This window comes from Shewanella sp. Arc9-LZ (assembly GCF_010092445.1).
Taxonomy (GTDB): domain Bacteria; phylum Pseudomonadota; class Gammaproteobacteria; order Enterobacterales; family Shewanellaceae; genus Shewanella.
Window position 1 is genome coordinate 961,900 of sequence record NZ_CP048031.1, and the last position, 24,384, is coordinate 986,283.

Annotated in this window: 19 protein-coding genes and 1 pseudogene; 9 read left to right on the forward strand and 11 right to left on the reverse strand. The window is 41.9% G+C overall.

Features of this window, described 5'->3' with window-relative positions; translation table 11 throughout:
• Positions 1-430: 430 nt before the first annotated feature.
• Complete coding sequence (locus GUY17_RS04210) at positions 431-3,013, forward strand: acylase (protein ID WP_162022394.1); 2,583 nt, start codon at positions 431-433, stop codon at positions 3,011-3,013.
• 602 nt (positions 3,014-3,615) lie between these two features.
• Complete coding sequence (locus tag GUY17_RS04215; protein WP_162022395.1) at positions 3,616-5,085, forward strand: carbon starvation protein A; 1,470 nt, start codon at positions 3,616-3,618, stop codon at positions 5,083-5,085.
• Positions 5,086-5,164: 79 nt separating this feature from the next.
• Here GUY17_RS04215 and GUY17_RS04220 read toward each other — a convergent pair whose 3' ends face one another.
• Positions 5,165-6,379 (reverse strand): 4Fe-4S binding protein, encoded by a 1,215-nt coding sequence (locus tag GUY17_RS04220; RefSeq protein ID WP_101085971.1) that lies wholly within the window; start codon positions 6,377-6,379, stop codon positions 5,165-5,167.
• A 245-nt stretch (positions 6,380-6,624) separates the two neighbouring features.
• Here GUY17_RS04220 and GUY17_RS04225 point away from each other — a divergent pair, with 245 nt between their 5' ends.
• Both GUY17_RS04225 and GUY17_RS04230 read left to right on the forward strand, forming a co-directional pair.
• Positions 6,625-7,644: a DUF2817 domain-containing protein gene (locus tag GUY17_RS04225; RefSeq protein ID WP_162022396.1), complete on the forward strand. Its 1,020-nt coding sequence runs from the start codon at positions 6,625-6,627 to the stop codon at positions 7,642-7,644.
• A 43-nt stretch (positions 7,645-7,687) separates the two neighbouring features.
• Positions 7,688-8,482, forward strand: coding sequence for an alpha/beta fold hydrolase (locus tag GUY17_RS04230; RefSeq protein ID WP_162022397.1), 795 nt, complete (start codon positions 7,688-7,690; stop codon positions 8,480-8,482).
• 196 nt (positions 8,483-8,678) lie between these two features.
• Here the strand turns inward: GUY17_RS04230 and GUY17_RS04235 are convergent, their stop codons facing one another.
• The 4 genes from GUY17_RS04235 to GUY17_RS04250 are packed head-to-tail and all read right to left on the reverse strand — an operon-like array spanning position 8,679 to position 12,849.
• Entirely contained in the window at positions 8,679-9,578 is a 900-nt protein-coding gene (locus GUY17_RS04235; RefSeq protein WP_162022398.1) for a LysR family transcriptional regulator, read from the reverse strand.
• Positions 9,579-9,606: 28 nt separating this feature from the next.
• Positions 9,607-11,193, reverse strand: a complete 1,587-nt coding sequence (locus tag GUY17_RS04240) for a cryptochrome/photolyase family protein (RefSeq protein WP_162022399.1) — start codon at positions 11,191-11,193, stop codon at positions 9,607-9,609.
• A gap of 11 nt (positions 11,194-11,204) precedes the next feature.
• Positions 11,205-11,345, reverse strand: a complete 141-nt coding sequence (locus tag GUY17_RS04245) for a DUF2256 domain-containing protein (RefSeq protein ID WP_011636257.1) — start codon at positions 11,343-11,345, stop codon at positions 11,205-11,207.
• Positions 11,335-12,849: a cryptochrome/deoxyribodipyrimidine photo-lyase family protein gene (locus GUY17_RS04250; RefSeq protein WP_254439866.1), complete on the reverse strand. Its 1,515-nt coding sequence runs from the start codon at positions 12,847-12,849 to the stop codon at positions 11,335-11,337. The genes GUY17_RS04245 and GUY17_RS04250 overlap by 11 nt, the downstream gene beginning before the upstream one ends.
• Positions 12,850-13,052: 203 nt before the next feature.
• On the opposite strand from GUY17_RS04250, the gene GUY17_RS04255 reads away from it, so the two are divergent.
• Complete coding sequence (locus GUY17_RS04255) at positions 13,053-13,691, forward strand: NAD(P)-dependent oxidoreductase (RefSeq protein ID WP_162022400.1); 639 nt, start codon at positions 13,053-13,055, stop codon at positions 13,689-13,691.
• 638 nt (positions 13,692-14,329) lie between these two features.
• On the opposite strand, the gene GUY17_RS04260 is transcribed toward GUY17_RS04255, so the two are convergent.
• The 3 genes and pseudogenes from GUY17_RS04260 to GUY17_RS04270 all read right to left on the reverse strand — a co-directional run bounded on the left by GUY17_RS04260 (position 14,330) and on the right by GUY17_RS04270 (position 18,046).
• On the reverse strand, positions 14,330-15,475 hold the full coding sequence (locus tag GUY17_RS04260) for a lysozyme inhibitor LprI family protein (RefSeq protein WP_162022401.1): 1,146 nt from the start codon (positions 15,473-15,475) through the stop codon (positions 14,330-14,332).
• Between the two features lie 155 nt (positions 15,476-15,630).
• On the reverse strand, positions 15,631-16,380 hold the full coding sequence (locus GUY17_RS04265; RefSeq protein ID WP_162022402.1) for a lysozyme inhibitor LprI family protein: 750 nt from the start codon (positions 16,378-16,380) through the stop codon (positions 15,631-15,633).
• A 763-nt stretch (positions 16,381-17,143) separates the two neighbouring features.
• Positions 17,144-18,046 (reverse strand): annotated as a pseudogene (locus GUY17_RS04270) (LysR substrate-binding domain-containing protein).
• Between the two features lie 216 nt (positions 18,047-18,262).
• On the opposite strand from GUY17_RS04270, the gene GUY17_RS04275 reads away from it, so the two are divergent.
• Together GUY17_RS04275 and ybaK are read left to right on the forward strand one after the other, a co-directional pair.
• Positions 18,263-19,231 (forward strand): TDT family transporter, encoded by a 969-nt coding sequence (locus GUY17_RS04275; RefSeq protein WP_162022403.1) that lies wholly within the window; start codon positions 18,263-18,265, stop codon positions 19,229-19,231.
• Positions 19,232-19,241: 10 nt separating this feature from the next.
• Positions 19,242-19,715, forward strand: coding sequence for a Cys-tRNA(Pro) deacylase (gene ybaK, locus GUY17_RS04280; RefSeq protein ID WP_162022404.1), 474 nt, complete (start codon positions 19,242-19,244; stop codon positions 19,713-19,715).
• A gap of 338 nt (positions 19,716-20,053) precedes the next feature.
• Here ybaK and GUY17_RS04285 read toward each other — a convergent pair whose 3' ends face one another.
• A complete protein-coding gene (locus GUY17_RS04285) occupies positions 20,054-20,764 on the reverse strand; it encodes a DUF2057 domain-containing protein (protein ID WP_162022405.1) in 711 nt (236 codons plus the stop codon).
• 95 nt (positions 20,765-20,859) lie between these two features.
• Positions 20,860-21,705: an RNA pseudouridine synthase gene (locus GUY17_RS04290; RefSeq protein WP_162022406.1), complete on the reverse strand. Its 846-nt coding sequence runs from the start codon at positions 21,703-21,705 to the stop codon at positions 20,860-20,862.
• Positions 21,706-21,886: 181 nt separating this feature from the next.
• On the opposite strand from GUY17_RS04290, the gene lgt reads away from it, so the two are divergent.
• Entirely contained in the window at positions 21,887-22,663 is a 777-nt protein-coding gene (lgt, locus tag GUY17_RS04295; RefSeq protein ID WP_101085954.1) for a prolipoprotein diacylglyceryl transferase, read from the forward strand.
• A 109-nt stretch (positions 22,664-22,772) separates the two neighbouring features.
• Here the strand turns inward: lgt and GUY17_RS04300 are convergent, their stop codons facing one another.
• Entirely contained in the window at positions 22,773-23,615 is an 843-nt protein-coding gene (locus tag GUY17_RS04300) for a sulfotransferase domain-containing protein (RefSeq protein ID WP_162022407.1), read from the reverse strand.
• 310 nt (positions 23,616-23,925) lie between these two features.
• On the opposite strand from GUY17_RS04300, the gene GUY17_RS04305 reads away from it, so the two are divergent.
• A complete protein-coding gene (locus GUY17_RS04305; RefSeq protein WP_162022408.1) occupies positions 23,926-24,147 on the forward strand; it encodes a hypothetical protein in 222 nt (73 codons plus the stop codon).
• Positions 24,148-24,384: the final 237 nt, after the last annotated feature.

Consider the following 24,384-nt stretch of genomic DNA (forward strand, 5'->3'; position numbering starts at 1 on the left):
TGCTAGATGCTATACAATCTTAGCAGCGAAGCGATATCGCAGGACGCAGTCCGCCCTAGCAGCGAAGCGATACTCGCAGGACGCAGTCCGCCCTAGCAGCGAAGCGATACTCGCAGGACGCAGTCCGCCCTAACAAATATCCAAAGACGTCGCTATTTTATAATCGTTTATTATCCAGGACTGAGGTTAGCTGAATAAGGTTAATTGTTTTTGTTAAGCACGTTTTGGCTATTTTTATCAAGATGTAGACACACGAGAGAATGATTGCTTAAATAGTAATGCATGTCTTTGTTGTATTTAACAACAGCGCATTCGTTTCAAGGTAACTGGGATTACTTTGGCGGTGCTGTTAGCTTAAATTGAGGCGTAAAGGATTAAGTACCTCATCCATTTTGCTGCTTAGCATTGGGATACAACAAGGATAATAATAATGAAACTGAATAAAATTTTGCTCGCTATCGGCATGGCTTCTAGCGTTGCGATAGTAGGTTGCGGTGATGACACCCAATACGGTAAAACCCCTCAACCAGATCCAGAACCCGAAGTCGTTACTCCTCTATTACAAGCCTTTGCCCCTAATGGCAGCTTAAAAGTCCAAATTCGCCGAACTCAATATGGTGTACCACACATTACCGCCGACAATTTAGAGAGTCTTGGTTTCGGTAATGGTTATGCCCAAGCACAAGATAATTTATGTGTAATTGCAGATGGCTTTATTAAAGCCAATTCTGAACGGTCGATGTATTTTGGTCCCCATGCTTCGATTGACTTTACTACTGGCCTTCCAACCAGTGAAGATAACGGTAACTTAATTTCTGACTTTGCCTACAAAGCATTGAAAATCAGGCAGCTTGCTGAAAACCAATACCCACAGTTTAGTTATAATTCGCGTGCATTAATGGAGGGTTTCAGTGCGGGTTATAATCAATATCTTGCCGATGTAGAAGCTGGAACTCAAACAGGCGAGCCATTTTGTGCTGGTCAACCGTGGGTTAAACCTATTAGCGGTGTCGATGTAGCAAGCTATCTATTTTCCATCGCGCTATTACCTGGGGCGGCAAACTTTTTAGATTTAATTTTTTACGCCAACCCTGGCGATGCTCAAGAGTATTTACCGCGAATTATTGGGCCTGCACCATCCACTGCACAAACCGCGTTTGTGCAGGATATGAACAACAAATTAATCGCACGGTCTGCAACCATTACCACACCGGAAACTAATCCGCGAAATTTGGGTTCTAATGGTTGGGGTTTAGGTAAGGATAAAACTGAAAATGGTAAAGGTATGGTATTGGGTAATCCACATTTTCCGCATACCGGTAATTTACGCTTTTGGCAGTCGCATTTGACCATACCAGGACAAATGGATGTGATGGGCGGCTCGTTGGTTGGTATGCCTGGATTGGTTAACATTGGTTTTAACAAAGATGTTGCTTGGACGCATACCTTTTCAACCGCAGAACATTTTGTAATGTATAACCTTGAGTTAGTTGCCGGTGATAGATTGCAATATATGTACGATAATTCGCCGATGCCAATCACCAAAGAAACGGTTTCGGTATTAGTTAATGCAGGCCCCGCTGGCATGTTGGTGGCGGAGAAGGATATTTACACTACAGCCAAAGGTCCGATGGTTGAAGCACCACCGGCATTAGCACCATTTGGATGGGACGATGGCCAGGCTTTCTTTATTCAAGATGCCAATATGGCCAATAAAGATCCGCTCGATCATTGGTTAGCCATGAATCTTGCATCCAATAAAGATGAGTTTCAACAAGCGTTTAAAAATTATGATGGGGTTATTTTTAATAACACCATGTATGCGGATAAAGAAGGTAATGCGTTTTATATTGACGACTCAACCGTACCGGGATTTTCTGACTTAGTGGTCGATATTATTAAGACGACCCCAGCGATACAAGCGGCTAGAGCTCAAGCTGGATTTACTATTTTACCCGGTAATACCTCGGTATTTAGTTATGACTCGCCAATGCCTTACGACCGTGCACCTAAGCTTGAACGTACTGACTTTGTACAAAACTCCAACAACTCCTTTTGGTCAACTAACTTAGCGGCACCGCTCGAAAACTACTCTCCTTTATACGGTCCAGAGCGAGGCCAATTATCGTTACGTACTCGTATGGGCTTAACCTTAATGGATGACGCCGCGGGTGATGACGGTAAATTTACTATTGAGGAGCTAGAGGCGGCTTTATTATCCAATCGGGCTTATCTTGCTGAATTGGTGTTACCCGACTTAATCAGCCAGTGCGAGCAACAAGGGTCTACGCCGGTGATGGTTAGCGCAACATTGTCTAAAGATGTCTCGGCATCATGTGCCGCGCTAAAATCGTGGAACGGTAAACAAGATAACGACAGTAAAGGTGGGGCGTTACTTCGTGAGTTTGCCCATCAGTTCAATCAAAACACCATGCTAACCGAAGCATTTGATTATATGAGTGCAGCAACTACGCCCAATAAGCTCAATACTGACGGCAGTGCATTAGTGGCTTTAGCTCATGCAGCTTTGAATCTTGAAGCGGCAGGTTTTGCGGTTGATGTTGCGTTGGGGGATGTGCAGTTTGTTGAAAAGTCACTTGCTGATGGCTCTGCATCTGGGGTGAAGTTACCTTGGCCTGGGAGTCATAATGCGGAAGGTGGATTCAACGTATTCTCGACCAGTTTATCGGGCGATGACACCTTAATACCTCAGCATCAATATAGCCCTGTTATGGATGTTGTTTCTGGTAATGCTACAGCATCAGGATTAACTTCTGAAGGTTACCAAGTGCGTTATGGTTCAAGTTGGATGATGACCGTGAGCTTTACTGATGACGGTCCTAAGGCAAAGGGTATTTTGACTTATTCAGAATCTAGCAATGTGTTGAGTCCAAGTTTTTCCGATCAAAGTGAATTGTATTCCTCGGCAAAACAATTACGTCCATTGCTATTTACTGAGGCAGAAATCCAAGCATCAGTTGAATCTAGCATCGAGCTAACGCTGCAAAAATAAACTAATGGTTTATTCTGTTTGAGTGAATGAAACTAAAACCTCACTGATATTTATCGGTGAGGTTTTATCATTTTATAGACGAATAGACGAATAGACGAATAGACGAATAGACGAATAGACGAATAGACGAATAGACGAATAGACGAATAAACAGATGAACCAGTAAGCGGATGTTTGGGTTGTTCACATGGTGATTCAATCGTGTTTGTTACCTCAATTTCAGGCTACTTAACTTCCCACCTATAAAGATGTGTTTGAGGTGATATATTGGTGACGGTGTAATTATCTTAGGTGTTACAAAGGGTAATTAACCATTTTTAGTATATAGGGATGTGTAAGTTTACAAGCCACTGGTGAGTTAAAAGTGATTATGTTTGAATTTTTTTGATGTGTGGATATGGGTAATTAAATAGCTAATTATAGTGAAGTTGGGGTAAGCCATTAACAGGGTTATAGTTTATCGCTAAAGTGAGTATATATGCACGGAAAGTAACTGGTAGCAATCCCTACTTTGGTATAACACCCGGTTGCTTGACCTAGAAAGCTAACTGAAACAAACTCGACATTGAATATATTCCTATAAATAATTGGATGACAATAATATGCTGATTTTCCTCATTTGTATCGGGCTACTATTGCTCGGGTACAAGTTTTACAGCCCGTTCGTTGAGCGACAAGCAGGTATTGACCCTAAAGTTAAAACCCCTCAAGAACGATTTAATGATGGCGTTGACTATGTACCCGTTCATCCAGTTAAAGCGTTCTTAATTCAATTTCTTAATATCGCCGGTGTCGGACCGATATTTGGGCCAATTTTAGGTGCATTATATGGCCCGATAGCACTGGTTTGGATTGTGATTGGTAATGTACTCGGTGGCGCAGTTCACGATTACTTCTCTGGTGTAATGAGTATAAAAGAAGACGGTAAAAGTTTACCTGAAATTGCTGGCCATTATTTCAATGTGTACTTTAAAGGTGCCATGTTGATATTTACTGCCATGCTACTCTTCTTCGTTGGTGTAGTATTTATCATGAGCCCAGCAGGGTTGTTAAGTAACTTAGATTATTTTAAAGACACTTTTTTGAGTAATAATACCTTTTGGGTATTACTGATTTTGGGTTATTACTTTCTCGCGACTTTGTTACCAATCGATAAAATCATTACCAAACTGTATCCAGCATTTGGTTTATTAATGATTGTGATGACAACCTCTATTGCTGTTGCATTGCTAATCCATGCGCCGCAACTACCGACTATTGACAGTATCTTTGCTTATTTTGATCATAGCCATTATAACAATGACTTATTAGAGCCGAACCCAAGTGGGCTACCTGTATGGCCATTATTGTTTGTCACTATTACCTGTGGCGCAATCAGTGGATTCCATTCAACTCAAGCACCGATTATGGCGCGTTGTTTAACTAACGAAAAATACATTCGTCCAGTTTACTATGGTGCCATGGTAGCAGAAGGTGTCGTGGCATGTGTGTGGGCTACTGCAGGTATCGCAGCTTTCCCTGGTGGTTATATCGAACTTAAGAGTGTTCTCGATATAGGCGGTCCTGGTATGGTTGTTAACCAAGTGGCGACCACTTACCTAGGTGTAGCAGGTGGTGTTATGGCGATTATCGCGGTTGCGGTTTTCCCTATTACCTCTGGTGACACTGCGTTTAGAGCATTACGTTTAACTATTATCGATGCGTTTAAAATTCCGCAAAGTGTCAGAAACCGTTTACTGGTTGCCATTCCGATTCTGATTATTGCTTATTTTATGACTAAGATTGACTTCACCCTAATCTGGCGTTATTTCGCATTCTCAAATATGTTGCTCTCAACTAGCGTATTGTGGCTTGCGACTAAGTATTTGTTTGATCGTGGTACCTTCCATTGGATTGTCAGCATTCCAGCGATTATTGGTACTTGTGTGACTGTGTCGTACATCATGACCGCAGGTATTGGTTTTGGTTTGCCGCAACAGCTGAGCCAGCCAGTGGGTATTGTTGTAGGTGTAATATGTCTTATTGCGCTGATTATTGCGCACAATAAACGCAAAGTGATTACTACTCAGTAAGTTAATGATTGTGGTAATTGTTAGTTAATTAAAGGGCTGCATTGTGCAGCCCTTTTTGTTGCCTATTTGAAACCGTAAACTAATGACCAATACGGTCCAGTTTCTGAATCAGTTCTATTTTTATATCGTTAGGTGTTTGACTGTGCCAGTAGCCACTTACGTAAGCAAACAGCGGTAACATAAACATAATAGTCAGTAACACAATGAGTAACCCTCTGGCAGAAAGCGGAATGCCATTACGAGTGCTAAATTGCAACGCCTGTTTTTTAGGGCAAGCAGACACACAACGCATGCAAGCTTGGCATTCGTCTGAGTGGATATTTTTTTGAGTATGCACCGATATATTGGCAGGACAAGCACGGGTGCACTTATCACAACTCATGCCTTTAGTTTCAATTAAACAATGCTGAGTATTACGGCGAATTTTAAACGGACTTAGAAAACTTACAATACCTAGCAATGCGCCATAAGGGCAAATGTAACGGCAAAAACCTTGGCGACGCCATGCTGCTAAGGCAAAGATCATTCCAAAACCGATTAAGGCAACCATTGATGGCATCATAAAAAATACTGCCATTTTTAAGTCAGCCACTTTGTGGTAATTACCTGATAGGTAGTGTGGAATGCTTGCAGATGGCATAGAAATAACCAAATAAAGCAGTGCCGCTAATAATAGGTATTTAACCATTCTGAGTGGCCAGTCTACCCACGCAGGCGGTAATAACTCTGCGTGAATAACACGTTTTCTCAGTTTATAAAGATACTCACCGGCTAATCCTAACGGACAAGCCCAACCACAAAATGCTCGTTTACACACTACACCAGTGATCAATACGACACATAACATCACTACCGCAGCAGGGTGGTTTTGATCCCACAGTCCGAGAGTTAAAATAGCTTTGAGCTCTATGCCGCCCGCAATAGGTAAAAATGCATCACCGACATCCGGTCTCATTAACCAGGGGGTTTCTCCGGCATACAATAATCCTGCATTGATGGCATATTGCACGCCAACCAATAACATCGAAAGGGCAAAGAAATGTTGGCAAATCTCACGTACAGCATTGGGTCTGCCTTCTGCATTGGCAAACGCAGGTTGATATTGCCCTATTGCGGTAACAACTAATACCGCGCCCAACAATATAAGTAAAAGTGGCCAGAAAAAGCTAGCAAGAGTCGCGCCGAGCAATAATGCCCCGCTGACCAATGCGCCCCATTTTTTGCCACCCCAATACAGTAAGCTGGTGCTATATACCAAGGCTAGCATTAAAGTGATTGATTCAATTGTACTCATAGAGGATGCCTACAGTGTTTTATTTTCTATCAATAATGATAAAAGTTCTGCTTAAGGGCTAATGTGAGAGGAGTCACCAAAGCCAATAATTGATTTCTAAATATATGATCTACATTGATTTGTTTACTTTATGTAAACATTGTTAAGCAGTGTGTGAACTAAGTGTTTTCACTCTGTTGTCATTAACTTGTCTTAATTACTGGTTACCTTATTAAGATCATTTTTGTGACCGTAAAAAGTGGCTAATGGCTAAGTTTTCTTTTGAGCATTCTTTCGAGATCGACACCTTAAAGCGCTTAATTGCCCAGCATCAGCATCAATTTAGGCATAAGTCCCTGGCGAATTTATATTATCGTGGTGAAAAATTATCGGTAACCGCCATTGAGCTTGGGCAACAACAGCAACCTTGCCCTACGGTGTTATTTGTTGGTGGGGTGCATGGTGTGGAGCGTATTGGTGCACAAGTGGTGTTGGCCTTTTTAGACAGCTTACTCAATCGACTACCTTGGGATACTCATTTACAGCAATTACTCAAACACGTGCGTCTAGCTTTTGTACCTGTGGTGAATCCGGTAGGCTTTTTGCGTGGTAGCCGAGGCAATGGCAACAATGTTGATTTAATGCGTAATGCACCGATTGATTCAGACGAAGACGTGACCTTTCTTGTTGGCGGTCATCGACTCTCGCCGCGCTTGCCTTGGTACCGTGGTCAAAATGGCATGGAGCTAGAAACCCAAGCATTAGTAAACTATGTGCAACAATTACAGCAACAAAGTAGCAGTGTTATTGCCTTAGATGCTCATTCTGGTTTTGGTTTGCTAGACCATCTGTGGTTTCCTCATGCGCATACTCGGCAACCGTTTTCCGGCATAGGTTATATTTATCATTTAATGCAATTATTCGAAAAGGGTTACCCTCACCACGGCCATTATCGGTTAGCGCCACAAAGTCATTTTTATCGGACTCATGGCGATATTTGGGATTACTTAGTGGCGAGTAATATCAGCGAAAAACCGTTTATTCCATTAACGTTAGAAATGGGCTCGTGGGCTTGGGTGCGTAAAAATCCGCGTCAGCTATTTAATTTTCCCGGTTATTTTAATCCCCAGAAAACACACCGACATCAACGCATTTTACGACGTCACGTGGTATTAATGCAGTTCCTTATCGATGCGGCTTATGCGCAAATTATTGAACAAATCAAACCTAAACAGCTGACACAATTAACTCAACAAGCCAATCGCTTTTGGTCTAAAAAAGGCTAAACGAGATTATGTGAGGATAAATGAGGATAAATGAGGATAAGCAATGACCACCTTAGTTTTGCTTAGAGGATTAATGCGCGACAGCCGCCATTGGTATGGTTTTGATCAGCGTTTAGCTCAACACTCGGTCAATGTTATTAGCGTCGATTTACCGGGTAATGGTCTGTTAGTCAATCAGCCTAGCCCAGATAAAATGCAAGACTATTGTGATGCTGTGTGGCAACAAATCGATGCCGCATTACTAAAGCAGGGCATGCTGCCAAGCCAAGTTAAATTGGTATTAGTGGGGTTGTCTATGGGAGGTATGCTGGCGCTAGCGATGGCGGCGCAGTGTCGCTCGCGAGTGCAGCATGTGGTGTTAATTAACAGCAGTGCGGCCAACTTGTCAGCTTGGTATAAACGGTTCCAATGTTTTGGGTTAATGACGTCATTGGTCGTTGTGTTCGCTAGGGCTTTACGCGCCAGCTTGTCGAATCAAGTGGATAATGACAAAAGCTATTGGCTCGAGGCAACAGTATTAGATTTTACCAGCAGGCATTTGGGTCAAAGTCTTGAAGTGATTAATGCCTGGAGCATACTGAGATTGCAATGCCATACATCATTTATTAATGGATTACGCCAATTGTACGCCTCAGCCCGTTTTCACAGTCCTATATTGAATGACATACCGGTTAGCGTGATTGTCGCTAATCAAGATAAGTTAGCTCATCCAAAATGTAGCGAACAGTTAGCGGTATTTTATCAAACACAACTACATAAAATAGATGATTGCGGCCACGATGCCAGCCTTGATCAACCACAACAATTACAACAACTATTGCTGGATATTATTCGTTAGGGATTATTCGTTAGGGATTATTCATTAGGGCATATTCATTAGAGCTTATTCGCTAGAGCTTATTCATTAGGACGGTTCCATCAGGGGTCATAGAATATTGCTTCTCGAATAGAAAGTACTGAGTCGAGAGTACTAAATTGAGAGTGCAAAATAGAAATTACTTAGTAGCGATTAGTCATTCATTGATTCCGTCACTCTAGCTTGCTTGCCATTTTTTAATGTCTTGCTGCCAAGCATTGGCGGTAAAGTCGATAAAGGCTCTGACGACCGTTTGCTGATAACTGCGTGACAAATAGACCGCCCATAAGGTTTTTCCTGGCGCGGTAGTATTGGGCAGCACTTCGGTTAACTCACCTCGTTTAAGATAATGGTTGGCTAAATCGGTTGGCAAACACACTATACCGTTGCCACGAAGTGCCGCATTGATCAATACGCCCATGTCGTTGGCTTGTAAATTGCCGCTCACATCCAATAAATAAGGCTGTGAATCGGCAATAATTTCCCAGTGTTGCTGACTAGAGTGGCGCAAACAGTTGTGTTGCAATAAGTCGTTAGCCGACACAATGGCCGTATTTTTGGCGAGATAGTCAGGGGAGGCGCAAATGACACTGTCGATATGCATTAAGCGTCTGGCGATTAAGCTTTCATCAGGCTGGTGGGTGTAACGCAGGGCGATATCGACTCTGTCATTCACCAGTTGCGAGACATTATCCGACAGTAACAATTGAATATTCACTTGCGGATGTTGTTGGCAAAAAGCCTCAACCACGTCATACAGTTTTTGTTGCCCAAGGCCAATGGGCGAAGCGATACGGATAGTGCCCACTAGTTCGTTATTATGACTAATTGCACGGCTTTCCATGGCGGTGACTTCACTTAAAATACGCTGGCAGTAATTAAGTGCTTCTTCGCCCTGTAAGGTTAGGCTTACTCGGCGAGTGGTGCGGTGTAATAATCGTAACGCTAACCACTGTTCAACTTCTTTAATGTGCCGTGATACTTGTAAACGGCTTAAACCGAGTTGCTCAGCGGCTTGGGTAAAGCTGCCACAACTGGCCACTTCAACAAAGCTGCGCATAGCAGATATTTTGTCCATAAGATTATCCTATCGCGACAGTTAAAGGTTATAAGCTTTCTATATTTTCCAATAAATTATCGGCTTTGTTAATAATGGCTTGTTGCGTTTGACTGTCCATTTTTTGCCAGTTTTTATATACCATTGCCATGCGAGGGTTACGTTTAAATTGGTCTTGATGGCGTTGAATAAAATGCCAATATAAACTGTTGAATGGGCAGGCGTTATGTTCTGTCTTAAGTTTGACATTGTAATGGCAGGTTTTGCAATAGTCGCTCATTTTATTCAAATAGTTACCGCTGGCGGCATAGGGTTTTGTGGCCACAATTCCGCCGTCGGCAAATTGGGTCATTCCGCGCGTATTGGGCATTTCGACCCACTCGATGGCATCAATGTAAATGCCTAAATACCAGTGGTCGACTTCATCTGGATTGATACCCGCGAGTAAACTAAAGCAGCCAGTCACCATCAATCTTTGAATATGGTGGGCATAGGCATAATCGAGCGACTGTTTTATGGCGTGGTGCATGCAATTCATCTTGGTGTTGGCGGTCCAAAAATACCCTGGCAGCGGCCGCTGTGCTTGTAAGGCATTTTTAGTGGCGTAGTTGGGCATATTGCACCAATAAATACCGCGGACATATTCACGCCAGCCAAGTATTTGCCTAACAAAACCTTCAACTTGAGCCAGTGAAATATCATGTTGATGCGCTTGCCAATGCGCGATGACTTTATTAATCACTTCACTGGGGGAAATAATTTTAGCGTTAAGCGCAAACGATAGCCTTGAATGATATAAGCTCCAATCCGCACGGCTATTTTCGGTCATCGCATCTTGGAAATGACCAAAGCGGATCAATAAATGCTGGCAAAAAAAGTCGAGTAACTCACGCGATTGGCGTCGATTTACTGGCCATAATAATTGGCTTTCTGCCTTACCTATGGTGTTGATGTTATGGCGCTTAAGGCGGGCTAAAATATCACTGACATCGTTAGCAAATACCAAGGGCGCAGGAACATCAGCAAGGTCATTCTTTTTAAAGCTCGCACGGTTTTGCTGGTCAAAATTCCATTGGCCACCTAATGGTTCACCCTCTTGCATTAATACATTAAAGCGTTTGCGCATGCGTCGATAAAAAAACTCCATTTTCACATGTTTATTCGGTGTAAATTCGCGCTGAATATCGTCAAATGGCAGTAAGAAATGTTCTGTGTCATAGCTGTTTTTACTTACCTTTGGCAGTGCGAGTTCACTCAATTGTTGCGCTAAGCGATATTCATCAGGCTGTTGATATTCAAATATCGTCAGTTGCTGGGTTGTGGTGATATTTTCAAGTAATGCAGGGAGATCTGCATAGTGCTGGGTGTCATCTAATGTTAGGTACATCACTTGATGACCACTCTTGGCTAAGGCCTGTGCAAATTGCGCCATAGAGGCAAAAAAGGCGCAGACCTTTTGCACATGATGAGTGACGTAGTTTGCTTCTTGTCCCAACTCGGCAATCAAATACACCACATTAGGATCGACTTGTTTAAACCAGGAGTGTGACGCATTAAGTTGATCGCCCAAGATGAGTCTCAATGTGCTGGTTTCTGGCAATAGTGTCGGTGAAGCATGGGTGTAAAGCGTCGTCATGGTGATTACCTTTATTCAGATTTATGTCGGCGACAGCGTTCAGAACAATATTTAACGTTGTCCCAATCTTTGGCCCATTTTTTACGCCATGCAAAAGGGCGTTGGCATACCAAACAGATTTTATGGGCTAAATGTGGTTTTTTATGTGTCATGGCGAGCCTTATTCTGTTTGGGCTTTGGGCGTACATGACGAGTTAATACCGCAACAATATGCTGTTTAACTTGAGGTTGTTCGCGATACGACCATAAACGATCGCGGGCAGTTTGTGATGCTTGAGTTAAATCAATCATTGGCTCTGGATAGTCACGACCTAAAATAATGTCGTTAAAAATCGCTTCCATAGGCGGTTGTTGCCAAGGTTGATGAATATACTCATTGGGTAAATTGGTGAGCTCTGGGCACCACAATCGAATAAACTCACCGCGTGGGTCTTGGTCCTGTGACTGCTTTACGGGGTTATATAACCTTATGGTGTTAATACCTGTGACCGAGGCTTGCATTTGCAGTTGCGGATAATGGATCCCGGGTTCGAAATCGAGAAAATAATTGGCTAGCGGTAAGCTGGCATGCTGCCAGGCAATATTGAGATGGTGAGTCACAAAGCTGACTAGCATGGCGCGCATTCTAAAGTTGATATAGCCGGTTTTTTTTAAACAACGCATACAGGCATCGATAATGGGGATCCCCGTTTGGCCGTCAGCCCAGCGTTGAATATCTTGCTGCACTTTGTCGTCGGTACGGTAGGGATAATCAACATACCCAGGGTTAACCGGGGTAAATTCCATGCTGCATTGGCTTTCAAATTTTTGCATAAAATGGCAATGCCAATGTAAACGAGACATCATCGCCAATAACGGTTTTTTCCACGCTTTATTGCTGGTTTGCACCTCGTTATAACGTGTTAATGTTGCTTGATATACCTGCTTTAGACTGATGTTTCCCCACGCTAAATAAGGCGATAAGCGTGAACAATGGGTCCGACTTAAGCTCGGGCTAGAAATACTGCGTTGATAGTCTTTACCCCGATGGGTTAAAAAACTGCTCAGTATTGTTCTGGCTGCTTTGGGGCCACCTATTTGAAACTGATCATTGTGTGCCATGATGGCATGATCAAGAGTCGGGTCTTGATGATTATCGAGTTTTTGCAACTGACATTGTTGCCAGTTGGGGATGGCAATAGGGCTGTTCATTACTTGTTGCCAGTGCAGATCCCATGACTGACGATTTTTTCGGCCACGAACTACAGCTCCAGTAGGCGACTGCTGCCAATTAACTTGCTGTTGATTACACCAGCGAGCAACCGTTTTATCGCGTTCAAAGCTGTTGTGTAAACCTATCTCTTGATGACTATAAATATTTTTAATTTCAAATGTTTGGGATATCTCATCCAGTAAGTCAATCATCGGCATACTGAACATATACACCTGTCCGTTAAATCGGAGCAGTTGTTGATTCATATCTTGCAGCGACTGCCACACAAAGCGCCAATGGCGTTCATTATAATGCGAGTCAGCCAGCATAAATGGCTCAAAGGTGTAAATGAGCAAGCAGGGTAAATTGTGGTTAAATGCATCGACGAGCGGTTGATGATCAGACAAGCGCAAGTCGCGTTTAAACCAGACAATATTAATAGCTTGTTTGATTGTGTCGGGCATGGCGCCAAAATCTCATGATGAATGAGCCATTAGATACGCACTAGCCTGCGGTTTAGATTGCTTTTAAGGACACAATTACGTAATGATTTTACATCTTACTTTGTATCTTTAAATGAAACAATTAAGCGCAATTATCGATATTTATCTCTAAAAGATTACCCACTACACTAGCTCTATTGATAATTAATAGAGCGAGACACAAAATGAAATTAGCAGTATTAGGCGCAACAGGTTGGATTGGTGGCACTATCATGCAACAAGCGATAAGCCGAGGCCATGAAGTGGTTGCCGTAGTGCGCGACGCCAGCAAAGTCACTCAAGATGTGGCCGTACGTACGCTTGATTTAACCACTATGACAAGCGATGCCATAGCTAGCGCATTTGCCGATGTTGATGTTGTTATAGCGTCAATCGGTGGCCGTGCCGCACAAAACCATCAAGTAGTAGCGCAAACCGCTAAGCAATTACTGCAACACTTGCCTAAAGCTGGCACACCGCGTTTGTTATGGGTTGGCGGTGCAGGTAGTTTAGAAGTCGCACCAGGCGTGACGTTAGTGTCAGCACCAGAGTTTCCTGAAGATTATAAAGCCGAAGCCATCGCCCAAAGTGAAGCACTAGCCGTGTTCCGTGATACAGATTCTGCTATCGAGTGGACTTACGTTAGCCCTGCAGCGATTATTTTCCCTGGTGAGTCAGAAGGCCAATACCGTTTAGGCGGCAACGAATTTTTTACCGATGCACTAGGCCAAAGCCGAGTATCAGTAGTGGATTATGCCAAAGCTATGCTTGATGAAGCCGAAAATGCTCAGCATATTAATCAACGTATTAGCGTTGCTTACTAAGTCATATTAGGTAGGTGATTAATCGAAACAGGCCTAAATGGCCTGTTTTTTTATGCTTTATCCGGTGTATAAGTAGTTATATCGATTAGGCAAACAATGGTTGAATTTGTATTAGGCCATAGCCGTCACTCGGTAAGATTTGAGCGCATTTTACTCAAAAAATTATATTGGGTTATCAGTTACAGGCTATGTGATTTGAGTCTGTTTTAAAACGTTTTTGGCTAAAAGTGAATTTAAGATATGGCCTGCGGCCACTAACGTCGTGGCGCTTCGCCCACACCAGAGCAAAAGGAAACCAACGGCTGTTCCCTCTTCCTCTTTTTAAAAAAATTAGCCCAGCCGCCCCGCGACATTTTCCTATCTACTTAAACAACAGATGTGAAAAGGTCGCCATGGGGTAGATCCAGCTTTTAACTTTATTTTTAGTCAGCCTCGGCCTTATTCGAAAATCCTAACGCTTTCGATGGTACATCCTGTATCGCGAAAGCTTATTATAAAAATGGGTGGCATGATTAATCGAATCGCAGTTAAACTTAATATTCGCATGATGATTAAGTATGGTGAAAAACGGGAACTAGGTAGTCGTTGACCTCTAATCAAGTAAGTGGCCTAATTCGTGAGCCACTACAATTGTAAACTCAATTAATTGTGCCTGTCATTCGTTCGCACGATAATTCATTAAGCACGATGTCCTGACTGGTATTAGCCCAATAGGTGGATATATTAATCTTATTGTTTAGTCTAGCCGTCGCCGTTCTTGTTAAGTTGATTTTAACGTTCGCATTACCTACAACTGTGCCGCTTAATTTATCCATATTTGCGAGTTCATGGATGAAAACATATTGGTTTTTTCGCTTAAAGTGACTCTTATACAATCCGTTTTTGAATATACAATTGTCCCCGGTAGCTTTGGCATTAGTGAGTTTATCGACCAAAAATTCAGCCCGATGCTTAGTTGGATAAGTAATAAATGAATGTGCATAGAACTCGATCGAATGTTGGCTGCAAAACGCCTTACGCTCAGTGGCTATCCATCGGCGCTGTTTACCCTCACAAGCTAATCCCATGTTGAATAACGCAGCGGATTTTTGCTGTGCTGTTGCAGGTAATGAGAAAATAACGCGACCAGCGGCTATTACAGCTTCATTGGTATAATTAACCTTTAATGGTGCAATTGATAAGGCATTTATTACTTCGTTGGCTGTGGCTAACTTTATTGACACGATGGATAAGTTATTTAAGGCTCTAATATTATCTGGTGCTAGCTCGATTGCCGCCTCAAACACATCAAAAGCCTTATAATATTGTTTGTTCGCATATAACGACTCACCCTTTAGGTTCAGTTTTTGGATGCTACTGCTCAAAACCTCTGCTGCCGGGTCTTCAGCTTTGTTTTGTTGCGCATCTTGATTGATAGTGAGTTGATAACCTAAAACCTGTTGCTTTTGAGTGGACTCTAGATAGGCATTCAGCTCATTTGTTCTAGCTAGGGTGAGCTTAGATATACATGTTAATGACTGTGAGTTAGAATAACCTTGCTCAATCCAATGCCCTTTGCGGGGCAAATCGACTTCAAACTCACAAGTGGTATTTCTGTATTTTACCCATAACCGTTGCGCTTTTTGGATAGCTGATTTGTGGGGTTCATATAATCGTTTTACCACTTTATGGTATGCGATATTCAACTTTTCATCATACTCAATCGTATTTTCTAGCAATTCATTTGCTGAGCAAAAAAACGGTACTAACAGTAGTAAACCAACCATATTTTTAGACAAATACACACTGACATCCTTGTAAAAATCACGCTAAAACTCTTAAGTAAATCCGTTGGCTATTTCTTTATTTTCGATTTCAAAATAAAATGTTAAGAGCCAGGTTGAGAGATAACAATTTAACTTGAACGGACATAATTAAATAGTACTGTGTAAAGTATTATTTAATCGTGAATCGTCAGTTCAGACAACGAGCCTATCGGCACTCTTGTTATAGTTTTTGAGCTTTGTCGCCCTATTTGATCTCGTTTTATGCTCTCTACCCGACTCGCTGTCGCTTTGAGTACCACTGTTTTACCCAGTAAATAGTATTCTGCTGATGTACCATATGTCGCTTTAAAATCACTCGCGGCCTTGGTTAATAAATCAATTTGAATATTTCTTTCGTCATTAGGATTGGCTTGAGTATGAAACGTGACGGACCCATCACTGCGTCTTTCACTTTTATTAATTAGAAACGTGAATGAGCCTTTAAATCCAGCTTGACCATAAGCTGCCTTTTTTACCTCGAGTTCAATTTGATCAATGAGCTGAATTGCGTTGGTATATTCAATCGTTTGCTGTGCATTACTCCTTTTTATTAACGTCGTATATTGGGTTAGCTCAATGATTCTAGCGTCAATCAATCTTGATAAACATTGCTGTAATGAAGTTTGAGCTGGATCATCTTCAAACCAGTGGTTGTGACTTAAAAATCCGCCCTCAAACGCACAAGTCATGTCTCGGTACGCTAGCCAATTCAACTGCGCTTTTTTAAGTGTCTTTTTTTGCGTGTTAGCTAGTAAATTAATTACATCGTCATAGGCTTTATCTAAACGTTCGCTTTGTGTTGTTGAATCACCTAGATGCTCAGTAGCAGAGCATAGTACTGGTGACATAATGAGTATTAAGACAATTTCAATCGCGTTGAACATCAATACATCCTTATATTATTTGTTCCATAGTTCATTTTTTCTTGAGGTTTTGTTTGCAAAGCTTTAAATGACGCACGGCTTGCAGGTCCAATGTCACACTCATGTAAACAGCTACTATTAGGCTCCCATCTATGTTCATGCAGGCGCACTTGTTAACAGAATACTATAGCTATTTGATTTGTAAAAGTAGTTGTTTTGTATAAAAAATATTGCAGATGGCCATGTTGTTATTAGGTTAATTAGGTGAAAGAAAGAGTTGAATTAACGCTAAAAGTATCAACTCTAACACCGAAAGGAGTATAAGTAAGTTACATGCCTTGCTTGTAATGGGTCAGCGTCAACCCTGAACTTGAGGTCGTTGAAGAAAATAGCGTGAGCCTGACAGGACGTCAGGCTAGCTTTCGCGGTACAGGATGTACCATCGGAAGCGTTAGCATTTTCTCTCTTTACAATAAGATGGGCCGAAGACGGTTACAGATGAAGTTAAAAGCTGGATCAATCCCCATGGCGACTTTTCGCAGCTCTTGTTTTGTAAATAGCGAAAATGTTGCGGGGCGGCTGGGAGTTCCAAGAGGGAATAGCCGTTGATTTCCTCTTGGTCTGGTGTGGGTGAAGCGCCACGACGTTGGTGGCCGCAGGCCATAATGTATTAGCCCGTGCAGGGTGGAACCTTGCAATCTTAATTCAAACGAAGTTTGAAAAATAGGTATGGTGAAGCGCCACGACGTTAGTGGCCGAAGGCCATACTCAACCAAGAATCGCTTTATGAATTATCCCATTGATGACAAAACTCAATAAAGCTTTTCAACAGCGGGCTGTGATACTTATCTTTGTGAACCACCAACCAAAACGGTCGTTGCATATTAATATGATTCCCCTTAATTTGGGAGTCGAGCTGAGTCACACGGCCATCATTAATCGCATATTGTGCCGCCAAAGCAGATAAACACCCTAAGCCAAGTCCGGCGGCGACACTGTTAATTAATGCCTCAGTGGTATTCAGTTCAAACACTTCATGCCACGCCTCTATTTGCGGCGCAATAGTACGCAAAAAAAACTCTCTCGAGCCAGAACCTGCTTCACGTAATATTCACTCACTTTGCTCTAAATCGTTAAACGTCCATTGTGTCTGCTGACTTATGGGTGAATGAGGCGCAGCGATAATACACATTTCATCATGGCTAAACTGAGTGGCGATGAGTTCTGGGTGATGACTTTTACCCTCTATCAAGCCAATGTCTAACTCGTAATCCAGCAGTTTTTGGCAGATTAAGCGTGAATTTGAAATCACCACGCTTTGTGAGAAATGTTGATGTTGCTGCCTAAATTGGCTCAATAACCCCGGTACAACATGATTACCTAAGGTGTCACTGGCACCTATTTTCAATTGACCCGTAAAAGCGTGGTCTGCATCAAACAATTGACTGATATTATTTGCTCTACTAAGCAGCTCATCGGCCAGAGGTAATAACTTGTGTCCTTCTTGATTAAGTACCAAGCGATTATTGACCCGATCAAATAGCGGGTGACCCAATTGTTTTTCGAGTTCTGCCAGTGCCATGCTCACCGCGGCTTTAGACAAATACAGTGCCTCGGCTGCAGCGGTTAAGGTTTTATGTTGGGTAACACTGGTAAACACGTTGAGCTGCTTTAATGAAATGTGCATAGCGCCGCTTAGTTTGATATAGAGTGAGTTTGAAATAGCATTAGTTTGATGGTTATAAAGTTAATGTGAACTGTTTCATTTTTATTTTCATCGTTATTGGTATGATTAATATTTCGTTCAATTTTTATGAACGTATGTTTCATATAATTGGATATATATAAACAAAGTGCAAGCGTAATATAAGCTTATTCTCTGATGGGTTGTTTTGAGGTTGTAATGATTCGAGCAGTAAAACAAACACTAACGGCAGTTCCAACCCCTATGGCTGGATTAGCGTTGGGAATTGCAAGTTTAGGTTGGAGTTGGGAAACCCTCGTTGATTTACATCATTATAGTCAGTGGGTTGGGGCTGCCATCGCAAGTGTATTATTGCTGATTTTAAGTGCTAAATTTTTATTACATTCGGATTTATTACGCCAGGATCTTGCTCATCCAGTGGTCGGCAGCGTGGTACCTACTTTTGCAATGGCGTTAATGGTGGTGTCGAATTCGCTGAGTTATGCCTCTGCACTCGCAGGTGATTTATTATGGTCATTTGCAGTATTGCTGCACATCAGCTTTTTGGTCGGGTTTATTTATCATCGCAGTAAACAATTTTCACTGCATCATATGGTGCCTAGCTGGTTTATACCGCCTATTGGTATTGTGGTGGCCGATGTGTCGTTTTCAGGCAATATTCATTTAGCGTGGGTTGCTCATGCTGCGCTAATCTTTGGCATGTTGAGTTATGCCATAATGTTACCGATGATGATTTATCGTCTTATATTTACAGAACAAATCCCAGATGCAGCCAAACCTACTTTAGCGATTTTAGCGGCGCCAGCCAGTTTATCTTTGGCGGGCTATTTAACGGTAATTGAACAGCCATCGCCGGTTATTGTTGGGCTATTATTTGGTATTGGGGTGTTAATGACCTCAATTATCTATTTGTGTTTTTTCAAACTGATGCGTTTACCTTTTAGTCCTGGTTATGCCGCGTTTACGTTTCCGATGGTGATTGGGGCAACGGCATTATTTAAGATGTCTGTTTGGATGGAAAGTGTTGGCATGGCTGCGGAATATGTACAGCAAATTAATGCATTAGCTGAGTTTGAATTGCTTGTCGCTACCGTGGTTGTCAGTTATGTTTGTCTGCGATATCTGCATTTTTATCAACCGAATAGAGTCTTGGTGGCTAATCCATAAATGAGCGTATATGACCCCAGCAATTGAGATAGCAAAAAAGCATAAAATAGATTTTGAAGTACATGAATACCACCATGATACTAATAGTGAATCTTATGGTTTAGAAGCAGCGCAAAAACTGGGCGTGCCAACGGAACAAGTGTTTAAAACCTTGGTGGTGAGTTTAGATAATCAAGCGCTGGTGGTTGGGGTTGTGCCAGTGTCGTCGATGTTGAGTATGAAGTTAATCGCGAAAGCCGCAGGCGCAAAAAAAGCCCGCATGGCAGAGGCATTAGTCGTTGAGCGTTCTAGCGGTTATGTACTGGGTGGAGTGAGCCCATTAGGGCAAAAAAAACCTCTGCCGACAGTTATCGATATTTCTGCACAGCAGCATCAACGTATCTACATTAGCGCCGGCAAAAGAGGCGTAGATATTTCGTTAAGCCCTGCTGATTTACAACGGTTATTGAACGCCACGTTTGCTGATATTTGTGCCCAACGTTAATGTCTATTTGCCGTTAACTGGCCGATGAGATTGTTAGCTTAATGACCATTGTCAGCAAGCAATACGCAGCCAACATTTCGCAGCCAATAATTTTCTACAAAGAGTTTGCTATAAAAGGTTAGCTATAAAGAGATCGCCGTAAACATTTGCCGTAAACATTTGCCGTAAACAATTCACCTCAAACAATTCATCTCAAACATTTTATCGTAAAATATCTGCTCTTAAACAAGTTCGTCTCAAAAGAGTGAGTCTCAAATCATTAGTTTCAAAAGAATGAGTGTTGAACTATTCAAGTTCAAACTCTAGGTTTTACCTTCGTTCAATAACACCCTTCATTATCAATTTATTTTGGCTTTAAACTCTGCTTGGGTATTGAGATTAGCTTTTTGATACCAATAATCGAGCATTCTACTGATTTCTGCTTGGGTGATATCTTCAGTTTTATTAACCTGAGTGTTAGCGGTATTGTTACTTGCTGTAACCTCTGCCGTTTTTGTGACTGGTACTATGGCTACTGGCATAATTGTTACTGGCGCTACTGGCGCTGCAGTAGCTGTTTTTTTGTTGATAGGTTTAGCTGATGCCATTGCAGCTATGGCGCCAGATTCATTATATTGTGCGATCTCTTGAGCAAAATCACGGCCAATTTGTAAGCCTGATTTCATCAGTTTATCTTGAGTAAATACAATGCTTTTACCTGCATGGTCGGTTAACGTTATAGTGGGTTGATCATTAAATTGATTGGCGCGTGAGGCAGAGTTAATGGTCGGCAATGTGAGTTGGTAGTTTTGCTCGCTGGCTTGAAAACGCAAGATAACAACATCAGAAACAAAATTATTTTGGCTGCCATTATCGCGATAACGGGCTTGATAGCGAAAAGCGATTTGTTGCATGTTATCGGGCATGCTTAAGTCCAGTTTTACACTAGATTGCTGTTGTGATGCTTTACCGTTAACTAATACCGTTTCGACTCTGTCTGGCAGTTGTAAACTGGCGGCGATTCCCATAGGGCTAAGAGTAAGACAAAGTAACGCGATGATATGACGCATAGTGTGTGGTTCCATTGTTGTTGATAAACAATATTGCTTGTTATGTGTAAGCACAATAATTGCTTAATTGCTTAATTGCTTAATTTCCTAATAGCTTAAGTGGTGATAAATGCTGGTCGGTAATGCTCTGGCAGTTCAAAGGTTTTTAGCATGTTGCTTAATGGGCAAACAAAACGGAAAAAACACGATGTCAGTGCAAGGTCGGGCGAGTGCTCGTTGCCATTGCCATGCAAACGATCGCCTACAACGGGGTGGCCTAGGCTAGCCATATGAATCCTAATTTGATGTTTACGGCCGGTGTCTATTTTCACCTGTACTTTGGATTGATTCAGTTCTGAGTTGTAGGTCAGTAAGGTGGCGTGGGATAGTGCTGGCTTATTATCGACTGGAGTATTAATGGTAACGGGATTGCTCGGAAACTCACCTTCAACAATCACTTGATAGTACTTTTCCAATTCGCGAGTTTCAAACAGCTTAGCAATAGCGGCAGCGGCTTTTTTACTGTGTCCCAATACTAATAAACCGGTAGCAGCACGATCTAGACGATGAATAATAAAGGCATTGCGCTGCGGCTGCATATTTAATTCAGCGTAGCGATTAATGGTGGTGTGATCGCTCCACTTTGAGCCCTGGCAACGCATACCATAGGGCTTGTACCAAATGCTGTAGTCGCCTTCATCAAACAATAACTCTGCCGGTGTGACTTGTTCGTCTAAAATGTATTGATTGTAATAGAGATGCAGTTTGTCACCAGGTTGCAAAGGCTTTTTTGCACGGCGAATACGATTAGTTTGTTTACCATGGCTGTGCCAGATAGCACCTTTTTGCATAGCATCTTTCAATACTTGCTTGCTCAGGCTACTGGCTTGCGCCAAAAGCTCAATAGCGTCAGTACTGTGCTCGGTAATATCAATATGGTATTCGGTTTTATCGGCCATCATTTGGTTAACTCTAACAATGCAGTTTATCAGCAGTAAATAACGCTAAATGTTACCTTATTTAGCGCTTCAATGTTGATTAGTTAATGAAACTTTCTCTTCGCTTAAGTATCTATGTATCATCTGTCGTAAAGTTGTTTTAGCATAACGCGACAAAACACCATATCAATCTGGAGTAGGTAACTTGGAACACATCGTTTGGGATTTTGATCCTATATTAGTCTCGTTTATGGGATTAACCGTACATTGGTACGGCGCGCTTTTTGCGTTGGCTATAGCCACTGGTTTTCAGGTGATGAAGCACTTTTACAAAAAAGAAGGCTTAGATGTTGAGTCTCTTGATAACCTATTAGTGTATTGCGTTATTGGCATTATTGTTGGGGCTCGTTTAGCTCATTGTATTTTTTATGACCCTGGGTATTACTTTGCTCATCCGCTGAAAATATTTGCGATCTGGGAAGGCGGCCTTGCTAGCCATGGCGGCGGGTTAGGAGCGATATTGGGTCTGTATTTTTACCAACGTAAAGTGAAGTTACCGTTTTTGTTTTTACTCGATCGTTTAGCTATTGCGACAGCCATATTTGGATTTTTTGTGCGTATGGCGAACTTTGCTAATTCAGAAATTTTGGGCGAACCCACTAATCAGCCATGGGGCATTATTTTTAAACGTATTGATATGTTGCCGCGCCATCCTGCGCAGTTGTATGAATCGTTTGCCTATTTATTAATATTTATCGGCTTATTCGCCATTTATAAATACACCAATATGAAGCAAAAACACGGCGCTATCTTTGGTTTGTTTTTGGTATTGGTCTTTACTGCGCGTATCGCGATTGAAAGCGTGAAAGTCAGCCAGGCGGCATATCATGAGTCAATGCTCAGTGCCGGCCAGTGGTTAAGTTTACCGTTTCTATTCGCGGGTATTGTGTTGCTGGTTATGGCTTACCGTAAACGCAGCTAATATGCTTACAAACTGAAAGTGATATCCAATAAAAACGTCCTATGGCTAATGCGATAGGACGTTTTTTTATGAGTAATCTGAGTCAGGATTTAATGCCTTTTACTTGGCATTACATACCTGCTGGTAAATACTTAAATCGCTTCATTTGTTCGTAATGGGTATCAACAATTTTTTGTACTTGTTCTGGTGTCAGTTTGGTTTTCCACTGATGCTTGCCACCATTTCTAAAGAAGGCATTAGCATTTTCATGTTTTTCAACAAAGCCGAGTTTAGTTTCTTGGGCTTTCAATTGAGCAAAAGAAGAGTGCTTAATGGCATTTTTCAGGCGGACAGGATCTTTTTTCAAACCTAAAAAGGATTCTACTTTACGGAAGATCTTTTTAGGATCATCTAGCATATCCTCATAGCGTAAAATCAGCTTTGAGGCATCATCGGCAGTCCAGCTAGACACATGCATAGACCAAGAGGTAATAATTTGTGGCACATGCGGTGCTTCATTTGGCGTGCCAGTCATTTCTTCTGCCATATAAGCTATGGCTTCATCGATGCTGTAACCAAAGTAATTGGCCATTGAGATTGCCACATCTAGCGGGTTACGAACCACATAAATTGCCCCAGATGTGACTGAGGAATTATGCAGTGGATGACCGTTGTATTCGCCTAGGTAGTTGTGGGTTTTTACAAATGTGGTGCCATTAGCTTGATGCGCAATATCAGCCTGAACCTGTGGCCGCAATACACTCACCTCTTCTAACGTCAGCTCAGTGGTGGCAGCTTTGTCTTTTGGTAAATAATGCTGGTAACGATGCGCGGCCGACTCTGCCGTCGAAATTGTGTGCATGGTATTAATATCAATCGGTTGATCTTGATTTTGAATATAGTTTTCTAAAAATGCGCGTACCCAAGTGTTACCCGATTTAGGGTAAGAGGCCACCCAAAGTATGTTTCCCATCCGTAATCCTTTGTTATTATTTTTACGTCTTTCAATGCAGTAAAACTACCGATAATTGTGCAAAATGGCAAGTTTACTGGGGTGTTTGTATAGGGATTAAACTGTGATTATAACGACGATAATGTCGCTAAATGTAAACGCTGTAATGAATTTCAAGCTTCATAGTGCATGGTTTATTGTTAAGAGCTGACATTAATTGCTTTGCATCAAATTGCTAGCAAATGTAGCATGCTTGTTAATAAATGCCTTGCGACCGTTTGGTAGAGGTATTTTAGGCTGTATTATGTATAAAACAACAAGGAGAGTTTTGATGAATATTAATGCAACGCTGGTTGGCCAGTTAATTGTTATTTTCGCATTGCTAGTGGGTGTTATCAGTTATTTTCTTGGTCGTCGTAAAACAAAATCACCGATTATGGCGGGCGTGCTTGGCGCTGTATTATCAATTGTACCGCTATTTGGTTTGATCTATTTAGTGGTGTTGATGCTCAAAAATGATGTTAATTTAGGCGCTGAAACCGCAAGCAATTAAAGGTTGTTCCTAGGTCTCCTTTTAATGTTAAGGCTGCTGTTTTGATGCAGTTACCATTTTTTCTGCTAGTGATAATAAGTTTCGGGTCAACTTATGCAACGTTAATTCCTCGCTCTGCTTATGAAGCATTCCGGTTATTGGGTTCTATTTCAGAGTGTGTTTCAGTATTAATGGCTTACGGCTTAATCGTTGCGTACAACAAATTTACCTCAGAAAAAATTGCGGTTATCTCTTCAT

What these genes read in the sequence shown, in the direction of transcription:
- GUY17_RS04210 (WP_162022394.1), top strand. Translation starts at nt 431, where the DNA reads ATGAAACTGAATAAAATTTTGCTCGCTATCGGCATGGCTTCTAGCGTT.
- GUY17_RS04215 (WP_162022395.1), top strand. Translation starts at nt 3,616, where the DNA reads ATGCTGATTTTCCTCATTTGTATCGGGCTACTATTGCTCGGGTACAAG.
- GUY17_RS04220 (WP_101085971.1), bottom strand. Translation starts at nt 6,379, where the DNA reads ATGAGTACAATTGAATCAATCACTTTAATGCTAGCCTTGGTATATAGC.
- GUY17_RS04225 (WP_162022396.1), top strand. Translation starts at nt 6,625, where the DNA reads ATGGCTAAGTTTTCTTTTGAGCATTCTTTCGAGATCGACACCTTAAAG.
- GUY17_RS04230 (WP_162022397.1), top strand. Translation starts at nt 7,688, where the DNA reads ATGACCACCTTAGTTTTGCTTAGAGGATTAATGCGCGACAGCCGCCAT.
- GUY17_RS04235 (WP_162022398.1), bottom strand. Translation starts at nt 9,578, where the DNA reads ATGGACAAAATATCTGCTATGCGCAGCTTTGTTGAAGTGGCCAGTTGT.
- GUY17_RS04240 (WP_162022399.1), bottom strand. Translation starts at nt 11,193, where the DNA reads ATGACGACGCTTTACACCCATGCTTCACCGACACTATTGCCAGAAACC.
- GUY17_RS04245 (WP_011636257.1), bottom strand. Translation starts at nt 11,345, where the DNA reads ATGACACATAAAAAACCACATTTAGCCCATAAAATCTGTTTGGTATGC.
- GUY17_RS04250 (WP_254439866.1), bottom strand. Translation starts at nt 12,849, where the DNA reads ATGCCCGACACAATCAAACAAGCTATTAATATTGTCTGGTTTAAACGC.
- GUY17_RS04255 (WP_162022400.1), top strand. Translation starts at nt 13,053, where the DNA reads ATGAAATTAGCAGTATTAGGCGCAACAGGTTGGATTGGTGGCACTATC.
- GUY17_RS04265 (WP_162022402.1), bottom strand. Translation starts at nt 16,380, where the DNA reads ATGTTCAACGCGATTGAAATTGTCTTAATACTCATTATGTCACCAGTA.
- GUY17_RS04275 (WP_162022403.1), top strand. Translation starts at nt 18,263, where the DNA reads ATGATTCGAGCAGTAAAACAAACACTAACGGCAGTTCCAACCCCTATG.
- ybaK (WP_162022404.1), top strand. Translation starts at nt 19,242, where the DNA reads ATGACCCCAGCAATTGAGATAGCAAAAAAGCATAAAATAGATTTTGAA.
- GUY17_RS04285 (WP_162022405.1), bottom strand. Translation starts at nt 20,764, where the DNA reads ATGCGTCATATCATCGCGTTACTTTGTCTTACTCTTAGCCCTATGGGA.
- GUY17_RS04290 (WP_162022406.1), bottom strand. Translation starts at nt 21,705, where the DNA reads ATGATGGCCGATAAAACCGAATACCATATTGATATTACCGAGCACAGT.
- GUY17_RS04300 (WP_162022407.1), bottom strand. Translation starts at nt 23,615, where the DNA reads ATGGGAAACATACTTTGGGTGGCCTCTTACCCTAAATCGGGTAACACT.
- GUY17_RS04305 (WP_162022408.1), top strand. Translation starts at nt 23,926, where the DNA reads ATGAATATTAATGCAACGCTGGTTGGCCAGTTAATTGTTATTTTCGCA.